The organism is Agrobacterium larrymoorei (genome assembly GCF_013322225.1).
GTDB lineage: Bacteria > Pseudomonadota > Alphaproteobacteria > Rhizobiales > Rhizobiaceae > Agrobacterium > Agrobacterium larrymoorei_A.
Genome location: NZ_JAAMFB010000016.1, coordinates 231,472 through 247,047, shown reverse-complemented (window position 1 = coordinate 247,047; position 15,576 = coordinate 231,472). Strand labels below are relative to the sequence as shown.

General features: G+C 53.9%; 17 protein-coding genes. 6 read left to right on the top strand and 11 right to left on the bottom strand.

Annotated elements, in window-relative coordinates; genetic code table 11:
- Window positions 1-60: 60 nt before the first annotated feature.
- Entirely contained in the window at window positions 61-669 is a 609-nt protein-coding gene (locus tag G6L28_RS10010; RefSeq protein WP_174063610.1) for a DUF1236 domain-containing protein, read from the bottom strand.
- Window positions 670-903: 234 nt separating this feature from the next.
- Between G6L28_RS10010 and G6L28_RS10005 the strand changes: the two genes are divergently transcribed.
- Window positions 904-1,593, top strand: coding sequence for an MBL fold metallo-hydrolase (locus G6L28_RS10005; RefSeq protein ID WP_174063609.1), 690 nt, complete (start codon window positions 904-906; stop codon window positions 1,591-1,593).
- Between the two features lie 140 nt (window positions 1,594-1,733).
- On the opposite strand, the gene G6L28_RS10000 is transcribed toward G6L28_RS10005, so the two are convergent.
- From G6L28_RS10000 to G6L28_RS09985, 4 genes are all read right to left on the bottom strand, one after another.
- Window positions 1,734-1,949: a cold-shock protein gene (locus tag G6L28_RS10000; protein WP_003494703.1), complete on the bottom strand. Its 216-nt coding sequence runs from the start codon at window positions 1,947-1,949 to the stop codon at window positions 1,734-1,736.
- Between the two features lie 437 nt (window positions 1,950-2,386).
- Window positions 2,387-3,289, bottom strand: a complete 903-nt coding sequence (locus G6L28_RS09995; protein ID WP_174063608.1) for a DMT family transporter — start codon at window positions 3,287-3,289, stop codon at window positions 2,387-2,389.
- Between the two features lie 158 nt (window positions 3,290-3,447).
- The gene (locus G6L28_RS09990; RefSeq protein ID WP_174063607.1) at window positions 3,448-3,759 is read right to left on the bottom strand and encodes a hypothetical protein; all 312 of its coding nucleotides are present in this window, start codon (window positions 3,757-3,759) and stop codon (window positions 3,448-3,450) included.
- Window positions 3,760-3,896: 137 nt separating this feature from the next.
- Window positions 3,897-4,817: an EAL domain-containing protein gene (locus G6L28_RS09985; protein WP_174063606.1), complete on the bottom strand. Its 921-nt coding sequence runs from the start codon at window positions 4,815-4,817 to the stop codon at window positions 3,897-3,899.
- Between the two features lie 208 nt (window positions 4,818-5,025).
- Here G6L28_RS09985 and G6L28_RS09980 point away from each other — a divergent pair, with 208 nt between their 5' ends.
- Complete coding sequence (locus G6L28_RS09980; RefSeq protein ID WP_174063605.1) at window positions 5,026-6,228, top strand: pyridoxal phosphate-dependent aminotransferase; 1,203 nt, start codon at window positions 5,026-5,028, stop codon at window positions 6,226-6,228.
- 50 nt (window positions 6,229-6,278) lie between these two features.
- Here the strand turns inward: G6L28_RS09980 and G6L28_RS09975 are convergent, their stop codons facing one another.
- On the bottom strand, window positions 6,279-7,388 hold the full coding sequence (locus G6L28_RS09975; protein ID WP_174063604.1) for a calcium:proton antiporter: 1,110 nt from the start codon (window positions 7,386-7,388) through the stop codon (window positions 6,279-6,281).
- A gap of 305 nt (window positions 7,389-7,693) precedes the next feature.
- Here G6L28_RS09975 and G6L28_RS09970 point away from each other — a divergent pair, with 305 nt between their 5' ends.
- Window positions 7,694-7,969: a DUF2188 domain-containing protein gene (locus G6L28_RS09970; protein WP_174063603.1), complete on the top strand. Its 276-nt coding sequence runs from the start codon at window positions 7,694-7,696 to the stop codon at window positions 7,967-7,969.
- A gap of 390 nt (window positions 7,970-8,359) precedes the next feature.
- Here G6L28_RS09970 and G6L28_RS09965 read toward each other — a convergent pair whose 3' ends face one another.
- The 5 genes from G6L28_RS09965 to trxB form a co-directional block, all read right to left on the bottom strand.
- Window positions 8,360-9,472, bottom strand: coding sequence for an alkene reductase (locus G6L28_RS09965; protein WP_174063602.1), 1,113 nt, complete (start codon window positions 9,470-9,472; stop codon window positions 8,360-8,362).
- A gap of 52 nt (window positions 9,473-9,524) precedes the next feature.
- On the bottom strand, window positions 9,525-9,815 hold the full coding sequence (locus G6L28_RS09960; RefSeq protein WP_174063601.1) for an ArsR/SmtB family transcription factor: 291 nt from the start codon (window positions 9,813-9,815) through the stop codon (window positions 9,525-9,527).
- Between the two features lie 215 nt (window positions 9,816-10,030).
- Window positions 10,031-10,330 (bottom strand): hypothetical protein, encoded by a 300-nt coding sequence (locus G6L28_RS09955; RefSeq protein ID WP_174063600.1) that lies wholly within the window; start codon window positions 10,328-10,330, stop codon window positions 10,031-10,033.
- A gap of 52 nt (window positions 10,331-10,382) precedes the next feature.
- Complete coding sequence (locus tag G6L28_RS09950; RefSeq protein WP_174063712.1) at window positions 10,383-11,279, bottom strand: LysR family transcriptional regulator VtlR; 897 nt, start codon at window positions 11,277-11,279, stop codon at window positions 10,383-10,385.
- Between the two features lie 24 nt (window positions 11,280-11,303).
- Entirely contained in the window at window positions 11,304-12,278 is a 975-nt protein-coding gene (gene trxB, locus G6L28_RS09945) for a thioredoxin-disulfide reductase (protein ID WP_174063599.1), read from the bottom strand.
- A gap of 238 nt (window positions 12,279-12,516) precedes the next feature.
- Here trxB and G6L28_RS09940 point away from each other — a divergent pair, with 238 nt between their 5' ends.
- The 3 genes from G6L28_RS09940 to G6L28_RS09930 all read left to right on the top strand — a co-directional run bounded on the left by G6L28_RS09940 (window position 12,517) and on the right by G6L28_RS09930 (window position 15,516).
- A complete protein-coding gene (locus G6L28_RS09940; protein ID WP_027674285.1) occupies window positions 12,517-12,984 on the top strand; it encodes an Lrp/AsnC family transcriptional regulator in 468 nt (155 codons plus the stop codon).
- An 81-nt stretch (window positions 12,985-13,065) separates the two neighbouring features.
- Window positions 13,066-14,526, top strand: a complete 1,461-nt coding sequence (locus G6L28_RS09935) for a hypothetical protein (protein ID WP_174063598.1) — start codon at window positions 13,066-13,068, stop codon at window positions 14,524-14,526.
- A 291-nt stretch (window positions 14,527-14,817) separates the two neighbouring features.
- A complete protein-coding gene (locus tag G6L28_RS09930; RefSeq protein WP_174063597.1) occupies window positions 14,818-15,516 on the top strand; it encodes an FkbM family methyltransferase in 699 nt (232 codons plus the stop codon).
- Window positions 15,517-15,576 lie beyond the last annotated feature (60 nt).

The window sequence follows — 15,576 nt, the reverse complement described above, 5'->3', positions numbered from 1 at the left end:
ATACAAAAAGAGCGCGGACGGAAGCCGCGCTCTTTAGAGACCAGCTCCAAGCAGGAGCTATTACTGATAAACGTAAACGATCCGGCGGGTCGATGGATCGACCAATACGCGACGGTCATTGACGTTTACATAGCTGTATTCGTAATCCGGGATTGTCACCAGCTGCGCGCTGCCGGGTATCTCACCGCCGACGACGACGTCGCCTTCGACCCGCACGACTTCACCAGGATGGCGGTCGATATAAGTGATGATCTTTTCCGGCGGGTTCACTTCGCCAACGCGACCGAGGTTCGGATCGCCAGGGTTGGGCTCTGCCTGGACAGTCTCGACGCTTGAGGTCTTTTCATAGGTCACGACCGGAACGTCGATGTCGGCTCTGCGTTCACGGAGAATGACGGGAGAGCCTTCATACATGACGTTGAGATAGTCGGCATTCGCCCAGCCGCGCAGGCCGTTCACTTCGATACGGCACCATGCGCTGCCGTCAAGGCATCCGTCCAGCACGGCGTCGCTGCCGCGGGTGGCAAGACCAACTTCAGGGTAATCTTGGCCCGGGCCGGAACGCACGGAAATGTCAGATGCCGCAGTCGCGACCATGGCTGCGTTGGCATAACCGGCAATGAGCGCAAATGCGCCACCAGCGATCATAAGTTTCAGCTTCTTGTCCATTGCCTCACTCCTTTGAAAGACTGGGGCAAGAACGCGTATTTCGCCAGTCCGTTCCCATTTTCGTGAAGTCTAAAGTAAATTCACGCAGAGTAAGTCTGATCATCTATTTGAATTCGATGATGATTTTATTGAGGATGAGGTGGCGGGTTATGATTTTTTCTCCCGCTTTTCATTGTGCCATAAGTCTGGCCGGTCTATAGAAGCGCTGTTTTTACAGCAGGAGAAGAGGTTATCATGGGTAAGCTGCAGGCAGGCATCATTCCAGTAACGCCGTTTCAGCAGAACTGCACAATCCTCTTTGACGATGCTACGAAAGAGGGCGTGATCGTTGATCCGGGCGGTGATGTGGATGTCATCATCCAGACCGTAACGGAAAACGGCATCACCCTGAAGGAAATCTGGCTGACCCATGGGCATCTCGACCATGCGGGCGGAGCGAAAGAACTCAAGGAAAGACTTTCACTGCCGATTACCGGCCCGCACGAGGACGACCGCCCTTTGCTGGAGCGCATCGAAACGCAGGCGGAGAAATACGGCATAACCGGTCTGCAAAACGTTCTGCCGGATCGATGGCTTGCGGATGGCGAGACCGTATCGTTCGGAGATCATGTTTTCGAGGTCTATCATTGCCCAGGCCACGCACCCGGTCACGTCATCTATTATAATCGCGAGCAGGGCTTTGCGCATTTGGGTGATGTTCTCTTCAGCGGCTCCATTGGACGAACCGACCTTCCCGGTGGTAACCATGATCAGTTGCTGGCTTCGATCCGCGATAAGGTCTTGCCTTTGGGTGACGATGTCGGCTTTATCTGCGGTCATGGTCCCGGCGGCCGTATCGGCGAGGAGCGGCGCACCAACCCCTACTTGCAGGGCATTGAACATGTAGCAGAAAAGCCTCGTCTCGATAACAGCGCCAAGGCTTGAAAGCGGAAGCTCTGAGTTTCGACTGTCTCTATTGCAAAACCGCTGCACAGTTTGCGGGACATGCTTGAAGGCTGAACGCTTCGCATAAAAAAACCCGGCATTCCTGCCGGGCTTCAACTAGAAGAGAAAGTCGTCGTGGCTCAGCCAGCAATCTGAAGATTGACTGCCTTTGGGCCCTTGCCGCGACGATCCGGTTCCGTGTCGAAGCTCACTTTCTGATTTTCTGAAAGACCGGACAGGCCGGAAGCCTGTACAGCAGAGATGTGAACAAAGATATCAGCGCCACCATTGTCTGGCTTGATGAAGCCGAAGCCTTTGTCGGTATTGAAGAATTTAACGGTGCCAGTCTCGGCCATGCATCAGGTCCTTTTCGCTCTGCCCGTGTTCAGCTCCAGGCAGCATTACAGTTTTGCCCGTAAGGGCGTACGGCAGGCAGTTCTTGAATTTTGAGAAATTGGACCTTCGCTGTGGAAGTCTTGACGTTCTGATCAACGTTTTATTGTCCCCACCGCCCGAAGTATGGTCTTCGGTGCATCAATTTTAGGTCTTCCCATGCTCGCAAATTGCCCGAACCGCAATAGAGTGCTGTGTTTATTTGAAATTGGCAAGCAAAAGTTTTTATACACTAATCGCATCAGCGGATTAGCGTAAAAAGTGCAGCGAAGGCACTTGCAGAATTTTTTCCCATCATGGGCTGCTTGCGAAACGAAAACATCGTCAGCGATTAATTTCGATGGTGATTTTCGCGCTGAAACGGTAAATTTTCTCTAAAACGCGCAACACCAAAATGTCTTCAGGTGGCCGCTATTATTTTGTCCCCACGCTTTTTCGTAAGCTCGGGGATCAGTTCCACCAGAAGAATTGCGACAAAGATGATGCCGCAGCCGACATAGCCTGCCGTTCCAATGGTTTCCTGTAGGAAAATCGCCGCAAACATGGCGCCAAACAAGGCTTCCGAAGACAGAAAGATCGCCGCCTGCGGCGCTGTGGTATAGCGCTGCCCTATCACTTGCAGAACGAAAGCCAAGCCAGAAGATACGAGCCCGACGTACAGGATTTCCTTCATGGATGACGCGACGGCCTGATAATCGATCGGCTCCATGGCTGCACCGATCATCATGCTGAGCACCGCGCATATGGAAAACTGAACGCAGGACAGTGCCAGCGGCCTGTTGCTTGCCATGACCGCGCGGCCTGCAAGCGTAATCTGAACCGCCCAGAAGAATGCGCAGACTATACTAAGATAATCTCCGGTCGTGAGTGCGGCAAACTCGCCGCCGGAGAGCAAGAAGATGCCGGTCAGCATCATGAAGGCGCCCGGCCAGACGACCCAGTGCGGGTGGCGGCGATAAATCAGCACCGCGATCACTGGTACGAAAATGACATAGAGTGCAGTCAGAAAGCTGGAATTCGTGACTGTCGTCGTCAAAAGTCCAACCTGCTGCGTGGTGGCGCCCATGAAGAGCGCGAGGCCGACAAGTGTGAACGCCCGCATTTCGCTGAGGGATGGACGACTGCCAAGCTTGCGGCTTTCAATCATCGCGAACGGCAGAACCGCCAACGCCGCAATGGCGAAGCGCAACCCGACAAACCAGAAAGGCCCGATGCTCGCCATCGCCGTGGACTGGGCAACGAAACCGCCGCCCCAGATTGCGGCCGCGAGCAGAAGAACAAGATTAGCCTGAATACGCGTCATGACTGTACCAACTCAAAGATCGTCCTCCGCCCAGAACGATCAAGTCGCGGCCGCATTTCGGGCAACGATCAAAAGCAGAGGAAAATAAGATAAGGCGAAGTGCCTTTTCGCGTCTGCTTTAAAACCTTTCAGGCTTTAAGGGAACCCTTGGGATTTCTTTAATGGCGAAGCTTGCGGGGAGCGCTGTCGCGGATGCTGCTGAGCGTCAGCAGAACGCCGCCAGCGGCCATGGTGAAGAAGCCGGCGGTAACAAGCGCAATGACGAATATTCGGTCGGAAGCTTGCGAGATCGGTGCTGCGGCAATGGCGGAGGTGGTGATGGGATCAACCGCTTGCGCGGCCAAGGATGGCGTTACCATTCCTGCCACAATAGTAATTGTGCCGATCAAAGCGGTCAGCGCGACCCAGAGCGACAGCAGGGATCTTTTCGCTCTCAGTTTGTCTGCGGAGTTCCGGTCGTTCACAAACATTTCCGCGTCCCTTTATTGCTCTTGCCGCGTGTACGAAAAGAGCCTTCGAAGTGGACCTCTTGGAGACGGAATTCGGACAGTCCGGCGTATTTATCGTGGCGATATCAAGGCAAGGGTTAACGAAGGGGAAAGAGCTTTTAAATCCCACGTTTTCCGAAGGTTCTGACGGGTTTTGTGGCCTTTACTTCAAAACCCGGATTGGACGGCTGTTGCGGCGCATCGTCCCGCTTTGCGGAGTAGGAGAGGCGGTTGCCTCCCAGAAGCTCCGGGAAACGCTGGTTGAAGGTGGTTGGTGCGAGTTCCGGCCTCGCCAGCGCATAGCCCTGCATGAGGCTGACGCCGAGTTCGCTGCACAGCTCAACTTCCCGTTCTTCTTCCAGTGCTTCGAAGACGGGCTCTATGCCCTCATCCATGAACTGACCGACGATGACGCGAAGCAACGCGGCACCCGCTGAATTGCGCAAAAATTCGCGCACCCAGGCGGCTTCGAACTTGACGTAATCCGGCTTGATGAGCTTCACGCGTTCTATATCGGAATCGCCCGCACCATAATCATCGATAGCGACGCGAAAACCCATGGCGCGCATGTGCTCCGCGAAATCTGCGACCAGACGCGTGTCGGCGGCGCTTTTCTCGGAAATCTCACAGACGATCCGATCAGGAGACATGCCTGCCTCGTGCGCCGAAAGCCGCATGCGCTCCACTTCCTGACGCATCTTGTCCGGTGTACGAAAGAGGCCGGGATGGAAGTTTACGAAGATCCGCGCGCGGCTGCGCTCAAGCGCACCCGTATTGAGTATATGTATGGTACGAAGAATACTGTCGATGGCTTCGATATCGTCAGGATGGACCTGAGCGAAGAACTGGCCCGGTGAAAGCAGTTGCGAGCCCTGATACGGGCGAACCAGACCTTCGAAGGAATCTATATCGAAACGCCCGTCAGTCAAACGGCGAAAAATCGGCTGGAGGGCCGATTTCAGGATGAACGGGGCGTAAGCGGTCGACCAGGAACCGTCTGCTTCGCGGATTAGATTTGAGAAAATGCTTTTGGCTGCCACTGCTAAAAATCCAGCAAATCATCTCAATCCAGAGATGTTTACATGCAAAGCGTTACCCGTCAGTTAAGCAATGTTTAAATTATACCTGCATGCAATATTTTAGGTTTAGTGGCCTTGAAAGAAACGCCGTCTTTCGACATACCACTTGCCGCAGAAGGTGGCCTTTCGCAAGCTTCTGCTGGTGTCAATCTTATAAGGACCGATGAAAATGGCCTTCCTTGCCGATATTCTTTCCCGCGTAAAGCCTTCCGCCACCATCGCCGTTTCGCAGAAAGCGCGCGAATTGCAGGCGCAGGGCCGCGATGTTATTGGCCTTGGCGCAGGCGAGCCGGATTTCGATACGCCTGACAATATCAAGGAAGCAGCCATTGCCGCCATCAACGCCGGCAAAACGAAATACACGCCGGTTTCCGGCATTCCGGAACTGCGCAAGGCGATCGCCGAGAAGTTCAAGCGCGAAAACGGTCTGGACTACAAGCCGGAGCAGACGATTGTCGGGACGGGTGGAAAGCAGATTCTTTTCAACGCCTTCATGGCGACCCTTAACCCCGGCGACGAAGTTATCATCCCGACACCTTACTGGGTCAGCTACCCGGAAATGGTGTCGATCTGCGGCGGTACGCCGGTTTTCGTTGCGACCACGCTGGAAGGCAATTTCAAGCTGACGGCAGACGCATTGGAAAAGGCAATCACGCCGAAGACAAAGTGGTTTCTGTTCAACTCGCCATCCAACCCTTCGGGCGCGGCCTACACGCATGATGAGTTGAAGGCGCTGACGGATGTGCTGGTCAAGCACCCACATGTCTGGGTTCTGACCGACGATATGTACGAGCATCTGACGTATGGCGACTTCAAGTTCGTGACACCGGTGGAAGTCGAGCCTTCGCTTTATGACCGCACACTGACCATGAACGGCGTTTCCAAAGCCTACGCAATGACCGGTTGGCGTATCGGTTATGCGGCAGGTCCGTTGCAGCTCATCAAGGCCATGGACATGATTCAGGGTCAGCAGACGTCCGGCGCAACATCCATCGCGCAGTGGGCAGCTGTCGAAGCGCTGAACGGCACGCAGGACTTCATTCCAGCCAACAAGAAAATCTTCGAAGGTCGCCGCGATCTCGTCGTTTCCATGCTCAACCAAGCCAAGGGTATCAATTGCCCGATGCCGGAAGGTGCGTTCTACGTCTACCCGTCCTGCGCAGGCCTGATCGGCAAGACTGCGCCTTCGGGCAAGGTCATCGAGACCGACGAGGACTTCGTGACCGAACTTCTGGAAACGGAAGGCGTTGCGGTCGTCCACGGTTCGGCCTTCGGCCTTGGACCTAACTTCCGCATTTCCTACGCAACCTCTGAAAAGTTGCTGGAAGAGGCGTGCAACCGCATCCAGCGCTTCTGCGCAAACTGCCGCTAAGCAATTGATTTGAGACATTGAGCCCGGCAGAGATGCCGGGCTTTTTTATTTTATAGTCCCAGAAACAGCAGCATCAGGAATGTTGCAAACAAAATGAAATGCGTCATCCCTTCGATGGCATTTGTCTCACCATCATTGAGGTTGATGGCAGCGACTATAAGGGTGATGAAGACCATGATCGTTTGCACGGGCGTCATCGCCATGATGAAGGGCTGGCCGGTGTAGAGGGCGATCGCTTCCATGACTGGCACCGTCAGAATGACGGTTGAGAGCGAAGCGCCCATGGCGATGTTGACCACCGATTGCATGCGGTTTCTCAAAGCCGAGCGCATGGCGGTCATGATTTCAGGTGCAGCGGAGATTGTTGCAACGACGACGGCCATCAGTGCAGCAGGCGCGCCGCTTCCTTCCAGCCCATGATTGAGGAAAGCCGACATGAATTCCGCCAATATACCGATCAATACCACCCCGATAAGGATGACGGTGATGGAGCGCGAGGCTGGGCCGTCTTCATCGTCATGCTGCCCATGTCCTTCCGAGGCCGCCTTTTTGCGCTCGGCACGAGGATAGCTGTAACTGAAGAAATAGCTGTGTGGCCCGACCTGCATCTTGAGAAACAGGGCGTAGAGCGAGATCATGGCGCCGATGGTGAACATCGAGTAATAATGCCATTTCGCTTCAGGAATGAACTCCGGCACGATCATCGAGATGCCCATGGCGGTTAAAATCATGACGCCGTAGGTGCGTGCGGAATCGTCATTATAGGGCTGTTCTCCGTGACGAAGGCCACCGAGAAGTGCGGCGATGCCGAGTATGCCGTTGATGTCGATCATCACCGCCGAATAGATCGTGTCCCGAACGAGGGTAGGGGAGGTGGATTCGCTCATAATGATCGCAAGGATCAGGACCTCCACGGCGACCGCAGACAGCGTGAGGATCATGGTGCCGTAGGGATCGCCCACTTTCGAAGCCAATATTTCGGCGTGGTGTGCAACGCGCATGGACACCGCAACGATGACCGCGACCAATGCCGCCGATACAAGAAATGCGAGCGACTTGCCGAGACCCGGCATCGTATGTTCACCGAGATAGGCCGCGATTGCTGCCGGAACGGCGAGCAACAGCATCCGCTCCTGTTTTAACGTATTTGCAAAAGTCATTATGTCCCCTTCCGGCCATTCCCCGGGTTGCCGTGCATAACCGATTGCCGCAGAGCTCTTGATGAGAAGCGTTTGCACTACCGGCTTTTTGGTAGGATAGTGTTCGTCAAGGAGAGGGCTACCGCACAGCGACCTCGTCGTTGAAATGCTTGATTGCGGCATTGGTTGCCACGTTCCAGCGGAGCGTTTGCGAATTTCATGGAAAGGCGAAAACGCTCCCGCGTCTGGTCTCAGCGCACTCTATATAGGCAAAGCTGCGTCGCGCTTTTGCTGGAGATGCGTTCACGCGTGAGGAGGAAGTGTGCATGAGCAAGGTGTTGTACGAAATCGTTGAGCATGATGGCGGGTGGGCTTACCGCATGAATGGCGCCTACTCAGAAACATTTCCCACGCATTCGGACGCTGTACAGGCCGCCAGCATTGCCGCCGCAGAGCAGCAGGTCGGTGGTGAGGATGAGGAGATCAGCTATCAGGATGACCATGGTCGCTGGCATCAGGAACATAGCGATGGCGGAGACCGCCCCGAAGCGGAGGTGGTGGATAATCGCGACGGGCAGGCGCAACGGGGCAGCTCGGCCTGATTTTGATAGTTATGAGCCGCAAACCTTCGCCAGCAGCGAAGGTCGGTGATCGTTTGCTAACATGGCGTAAGCGTTGCGTGTCCAGCGGTGCCTTTGAAGCATAAGGGGCTGCTCGGCGCCGAGTAGATATTGTCTTACATGGCTACCGAAGGCGAAAGTTCCCCACATACCGCTTATCACCCATTCTACAGCGCATCTTAAATCCGATGGGGCTGCAACGCAGTTAACGGCTTGGAGGCGTCAGCTCACGATGCTTTGCGAGCTAAGCGACACTGACCCAAGCTAATCAACCTGCCGCTCCGTATCGTTTATCTCGAGACGCAGAAATTTCCACAGGCGCCCTTGCGCAGAGAAAAATGCCGCGCGGGTAAAATCCGCGCGGCTTGATACTTAGCCGAGTGCAGGATAGTCGGTGTAACCTTCCGCGCCGCCGCCATAAAAGGTAGGCTGGTTTGGCTCGTTCAGCGGAGCATCCTCCTTGAGGCGACGAACCATATCCGGGTTGGCGATGAAGGCTTTACCGAAGGCAATGGCATCGGCCTTACCGATATCAACGGCTTCGATAGCGGATGCGCGGTCGTAGCCGTTATTGGCGATCCACAGACCCTTGCCGCCCGCATTTGTGTATGCCGTCTTCAGCGCTGCATAATCGAACGGCTTGTCGCCCTGCTTGAAATCGCGCGGGCCACCGGTTGCACCTTCGATGACGTGGATGAACGCGAGCCCACGGCTGCCAAGTTCCTTGACCACATATTCGAACAGCGGCTGCGGATCAGCCTCGAATATGTCGTTGGCGGGGGTGACGGGCGAAAGGCGGATGCCGGTGCGACCGGCACCAATTTCCTTCGTGACGGTATCCACCACCTCCAGCAGGAAGCGCGCGCGGTTTTCGATGGAGCCACCGTAATTATCCGTGCGCTGGTTGGTGCCGGACTTCAGGAACTGGTCGATCAGATAGCCGTTGGCCGCGTGGATTTCGACGCCGTCAAAACCGGCTTCGATCGCAGCGCGCGCACCGGCGCGATAGTCCTCCAGAATGACAGGAATTTCTGCCAGCCCGATTTCGCGTGGCTCGGAGGTTTCAGCAAATGCGCCTGTGCCGTCATCGTTCAGGATATAGGTCTTGGACTTCGCTTTGATCGGAGAAGGGGCGACTGGCTGACCGCCATGTGGCTGAAGCGAGGTGTGCGAAATGCGTCCTACATGCCAGATCTGCGCGACGATCTTGCCACCAGCCTTGTGTACGCCATCTGTGACGGCCTTCCAGCCATCGACTGCTTCTTTCTTGTAGAGGCCCGGAACATCCGCGTAACCCTGCGCCTGCTGCGAAATCGGCGTGCCCTCGCTGACGATCAGACCCGCCGTCGCGCGCTGCTCATAATAAGTGGCGTTGAGATTGTTGGGAATTGCGCCCGGAGAACGGTTTCGTGTGAGAGGCGCCATAACGATGCGGTTTGCCAGTTCAATGTCGCCTGCCTGTGCCGGTTCGAACAGTTTTGTCATAAGGTGGCTTTCTCTTCTTGTTGATAGAGAGCGCAGCGTTTGCGCGAATGCATCAAAGATTATCGTTCAGATATGCAAGAAACTTGGCGATGTTTTCCTCGTCCCGTTCGTAGAAGTTCCACTGGCCAACCTTGCGCGAGCGAACCAGACCGGCCGCCTGCAAGGCCGCAAGGTGCGAAGACACCGTGGATTGCGACAGGCCGCTGATTTCGAACTGATGCGCGCACACGCCCATGCTGAACGGGTGCGCCTGGTTGAAATGGTTCTCTGGCTCTTTCAGCCATTTGAGAAACTTCAGCCGCACCGGATGGGCAATCGCTTTCAAGACGTCTTCGGGGTTCATCTCATCCCTACATATCTAAACATAACGATATTTATATCGATCTTTTTCGATATCAAGGAAGGTCCGCAGATTTTTCAAAAAAAAAGGCCGCTGGATTTCTCCGCGGCCTGACAGTTTGAAGGTCATAACCTCCAGAGGGGAACAGCACCCAACGGCAACAGCGTCGTGTGCTGCTTTAAGATATGGAACCACAGGGTGCTGCGAACAAGGGCGTTTTATCCAAATAAAGCAGCATCTAAAGGAAAATTATTGCGGGTAAAAAAAGAGGGCCACCAGATTGCTCCAGGGCCCTTGTAAGTGTGAAGGTTAAAAACCTCCAGAGGGGAACAGCTGATGCGGCGGAACTGGGAGGAAAAGCCGCCATGTGCATCAACTGAGTGCGATATGCTGCTTTTTTGGGCGGGCTTCAACTCTTTTTTGTGCAGGACAGGCATGCGTAGCACGCAATGCTGTCTTTCATTGTCACACTTATTTCGCAAATCTTCGCGCATGCGCAAAGAAATGAGGGCAGGCAACGCCTCTCATCTCCTTGATTTTAAATGACCTCAACGGTCGAACGAGAACGAATCAGAAGTTCCAGTTGCGTGCTTTTGCCACGATGAAATCGCGAAAGGCTTTAAGCTTCGCGGCATTTTTCATTTCGTCCGGGTAGCAGAAATAAGTATCGAAGGATGGAATATCCGCTGGCAGCGACAACTGGATCAAACCAGGGTCACGACCCACAATGTAATCCGGAAGGCAGGCGATGCCGATTCCAAGCAGGCAGGCGCGCTTGATGGAGGTCTGGCTGTTGATCTGCAGATGCGCGATGCGGGTGTTATCGGAAGAGCGCCCGGCGTTCTCCAGCCAGTTCACGTCCAGCAGGTAGTTCGGCGCAGGCTCACCGAAGGAGATGATCTTGTGGTTGTCCAGATCCTCTATCGACTGCGGCTCTCCATATCGGTTGATATAGGAAGGGGCAGCGTAGACATGCATGTGCACGGTAAACAGCTTGCGCTGGATAAGATCCGATTGTTGCGGCTGGCGCAGTCGGATGGCGCAATCAGCATGGCGCATGTTCACGTCCAGCTCCTCATTGTCGAGGATGAGCTGTATCGACATTTCCGGATAGAGCTGGAGGAATTCCTGTACCTTGTCTGTCAACCAGCCCTGACCGAGGCCGACCGTGGTGGTGACGCGCAGCTTGCCGCTTGGCTTTTCCGTCGTTTCCGTCAACTGCATCTTGACGGTTTCGAGCTTCAGAAGAACGTCATGCGCGGTTCTGTAAAGCAACTCGCCCTGTTCGGTAAGGATCAGGCCACGGGCATGGCGGTGGAACAGCTTGACGCCGACATCCTGCTCCAGAGCGCTGACCTGACGGCTGATGGCCGACTGGGACAGGTGCAGCTTATCGGCAGCATGGGTGAACGATCCGGCTTCGGCAGCCGCATGAAATATGCGCAGTTTGTCCCAGTCCAATGGCATAGGCATGCGGTTTGGTGCCTTTCTTTATTCGGCGGCGACAGCAAGCGGCGCTTGTGCTGCCAGAAAACGTTCCGCCTCGAGCGCTGCCATGCAGCCCATGCCCGCGGCAGTTATGGCTTGGCGATAGGTATCGTCCGTCACGTCGCCAGCGGCAAATATGCCTTCGACATCGGTTGCGGTGGAATCGGGCGCGGTCCACATGTAGCCATTGGGCTTCAGTTTCAGTTTGCCCTTGAACAGTTCCACGGCAGGAGCGTGGCCTATTGCGACGAACACGCCGTGGATCGGCATTTCCGTAATCTCACCCGTGTTAACGTCGCGCAGCTTTGCGCCGGTGACGGAAGGCGGCATCGGGGGTTTCGCAGGCGTGCCGGTGATTTCCGCGACTTCGGTGTTCCAGAGAATGTTCACATTCTCTTTGGCGAAGATACGTTCCTGAAGGATTTTCTCCGAGCGGAAGCTATCACGGCGATGCACGACGGTGACCGTCTTGGCGATATTGGCGAGGTATAGCGCTTCTTCGACAGCCGAATTGCCGCCGCCGACCACGATCACATCCCGGTTGCGATAGAAGAAGCCATCGCAGGTGGCGCAAGCGGAAACGCCGAAGCCCTGGAAGTGCTGCTCGCTTTCGATACCCAGCCACTTGGCCTTCGCGCCGGTGGAGATGATCAGCGTATCGGCAGTCCAGACCGCGCCGGAATCCGTCTTTACGGTGAAGGGGCGGCTGGTCGTTACGACTTCGGTGACGAGATCGTTGACGATTTCAGCGCCAACATGCTGCGCCTGCTTCAACATCTGGTCCATCAGAAACGGGCCCTGAATGGGGTCAGCATAACCGGGGTAGTTTTCCACATCGGTGGTGATCATCAACTGGCCACCCTGTTCCATGCCCGCGATCAGCACCGGGTTCAGCATGGCGCGCGCAGCATAGATTGCGGCAGTGTAACCGGCAGGGCCGGAACCGATGATCAAAACCTTTGTATGGCGGGCGGACATGGAACGTTCCTTTCAACAGGGTGCGGGCAAGCCGGAATCAAAATGGCGCCAAGAAGAAACACCCCTTCTTGCGCGGTATTTAAGGGTGTCCAGTGTCGATATTCAAGGGCAGCTATGCATTACCAACAGCGCAGTTGCGGCTGAACACGTAATTTTGTGTCGCGGACATGAAGGATTATTGCGAATCCCGCGGTGAAGAGTAGAAGGAAGCATTCATGCTGATAAAGGAATGTGCGCCGTGGCCAGCGTCGAACTCGATGCCATCGATCTGAAAATCTTGCGGGAATTGCAGCGCGACGGACGCATGACCAATGTCGATCTCGCAGACCGCGTCGGCATTTCCGCCCCGCCCTGCCTGCGCCGCGTGCGCAAGCTCGAAGAGGCGGGCATCATTGAAGGCTACCACGCGATGCTGAATGCGCCGAAGCTCGGCTTCGATCTCGTGGCCTTCTGCATGGTCGGCCTCAAGCGCCAGTCGGAAGCCAATCTAAAAGCCTTCGCCGCCGCCACCGACCGCTGGCCTCTCGTGCGCCAAGCCTGGATGGTCTCCGGCGACAGCGACTTCCTCCTCCACTGCGTTGCCGAAAACCTCACCCAGTTCCAGGATTTCGTTATTGAAGTGCTGACTGCGGACGAGCATGTCGATACAGTGCGGACGATGCTGACCATTCGGCAGGTGAAGCGGGTGGGATTGGTTGAGGTTTGATTTCGCCCGAGATTTACGTGTTCGAAGATAACTCAGCAGCAAGCGACACTTGAACGAAGCTTTCATTAATTGAGACTTTAAATGGTTGTTTTCATAGCTCACCGAACTGATGGCTTTGGTGCCCGTGTCTATAACATGATGATTACCATGATGTTGGCCGAGGCGTATGGTGGCGATTTCCGGTTTACATGGAGAGACACGTCAAAGGAATTTCACGCGCTTGATAGTGCGGAAGAGGTGTTTGAGAAAGATTTCCTTGTCAAGCATTTGGCAAGCGAGCAGGAACTGAAGCATATTACGGCTTCCAGTTATGTCATCGAGCCAGAAACACAGTTGAACCAGGCTTTGTTAGAAGAGGTTTTGAGTGCGGGTCCCCAGTTTATCATTGTCAGCCGTCTTGATGAACCTCAAGAACTATGTTGTCTTCCCGGCTACGATGAAAACGCGGTCGCTAAGATGTTTGAGCGGATCGGTTTCAACTCGGACCTTAAAAAAATCGTTTCTTCCGCACGTGAAGTCGATTTGCCCCTTCGCCCTGCTGCTGTTCATCTTCGCAGTGGGGATATAGTTTTCGGTCATTACAGGCTGGATATCGGCTTTGAAAGTAAAGTCATTCCCCTACCACTCGCCCGCGTAATCATACTTGATTTGAAACGTGATGGTCATAGCCCTGTAATTTTCGGGCAGGATCAAACAACTTGTAATTTTTTGGCAGAGATCACCGATTGTAGGACCGTGGAGCAGGTTGCCGACATGTCCGATATGACCGTTCTGGAGCGCGCGGTTTTCGAGATTGTTGTTCTTTCCAGAATGGAAATTATTCATGCTGGTATGAGCTTGTTTGCTTACGTTCCCGCCGCGATTGGAACCGTGCCGATCCATGACCCGCTACGCATTTACACGCCGCAAGACATCGCATCGCTGACGATGGACGGGCTGCAAACATTCGAATCCAGCAGTCTCGTTTCCCCGTTACAAATTGCGTTCTGTTACCGAATAGCACTTCATTTTGCAGAGGGGTTTCAGAGTGATTGGAAGCTTGCTGCTGTGGACGGCGCAATAAGAAACGATCCTGAAAATGTACTCTACATTTTTATCATGGCGCAGCTTCTGTTTGAGGCTGGGAGAAATTATGAGGGAGATCGTGTACTGGCATCCGCCCTCTCAAAAAATGGTATAATGGTTGCCAGAACTTCAGCTTTCAGATTCTTGTCAAATCGATACCCCGGCGGAAACTTAAAGGCAGAGCCTTGGTTGCAGGCGCTCGAAAATCGCACACTTTTAGAAAGCCCTTTTGCTTGTTTATCTGTTTCGATAGCCGCGATGCGAGTTCTCGCTTACGGGAAGTCCTTGAAATATGCTGTCAGGGCAGCCCGTCTTTCCCCGATGCAGCCAAGCATTATAGGGCAGTTAATTAATCTGATATGGGCATGTATTTCTGGTAAATGGATTAGCAGGTTGCGATCCGTTGATTGGCTTTCAAATCAGCAATGGTTAAAAAAAATTGGGATTGAGCGCGCGCCCATGCGCCGTGAGACGTAATATAAACGGCCCGACGTTCGATTCTCGGACGCAGCTATCTCAGTGCGGATTCGACAAAAAATTTACTTTGTTAGCTAAGAAAATTCCTTAGTGACGACTTTTAAAAAGGTAATTCGATATCGCCGACAATATGCTTTCTGTATTGATCACAAAAAGGTTCCTAGATGTTGGCGAGCTCATTCCATTTCAGCGCGAACTGAGTGGCAAGGGCAATATGCGCAGCATCTCTATTTTTCAATTGTGCCTAGGTTTGATTACTGCAATACACAGCAAAATCTGAGAGGGAACGCTATGAAGAGACTGTCGAGATCAATCCGAAAAAAAATTCGCTATATGTTGGACGCGAAGACAGTTCGCATTAGCGGAGTTAAGTTGATAACCGACAAAGATAGAATTCCCGCCCATTTGCGTGATCTCATTTTTCGGGAAGCGTATGAGGACACTGAAAAAAACGTCCTTTTAAGTGTTTTGAAGCCCGGTATGAAAGTTTTAGAAATCGGAACGGGGGTTGGGTTCATCGCGCTCTTGGCCGCGAGCATTTGTGGCGAGAAAAATGTACTAACCTACGAAGCCAACCCCGACGCTGAGGAATTAATTCGTGAAAACTTTGCGCTAAATAATCTCCATCCCACAATGGAGATGCGCGCAATCACAGTGGATGGGCGCGACTTAACTTTCCACGCTGCAGAGAACGTAATATCGTCTAGTGCGTTTGCCATTGATGCTAAGTCCAAAAACGTAGTAGTTCGTAGTGATCGCTTTATGGATGTGCTCAACTCCTATAAGCCTGATATCGTAATTATGGATGTGGAGGGCAGCGAGTACGAGTTATTACTCGGCGCAACTGAGCTGAAGGCAAATAATATTTTGGTCGAATTGCATCCGGGCATTATCGGTCAGGACAAGGTTGACGAGATTTGTGATCACCTTAAAGACATTGGCTATCAGCAAGGCTTTAGCGACCGCAAAACAGTCCACTTTCGGCGCTGATTGGAGGTAGTTTCGGAAGCAGGGGACCAGAAAGTGCTAGTGAAGTACGCGTGCATTCTG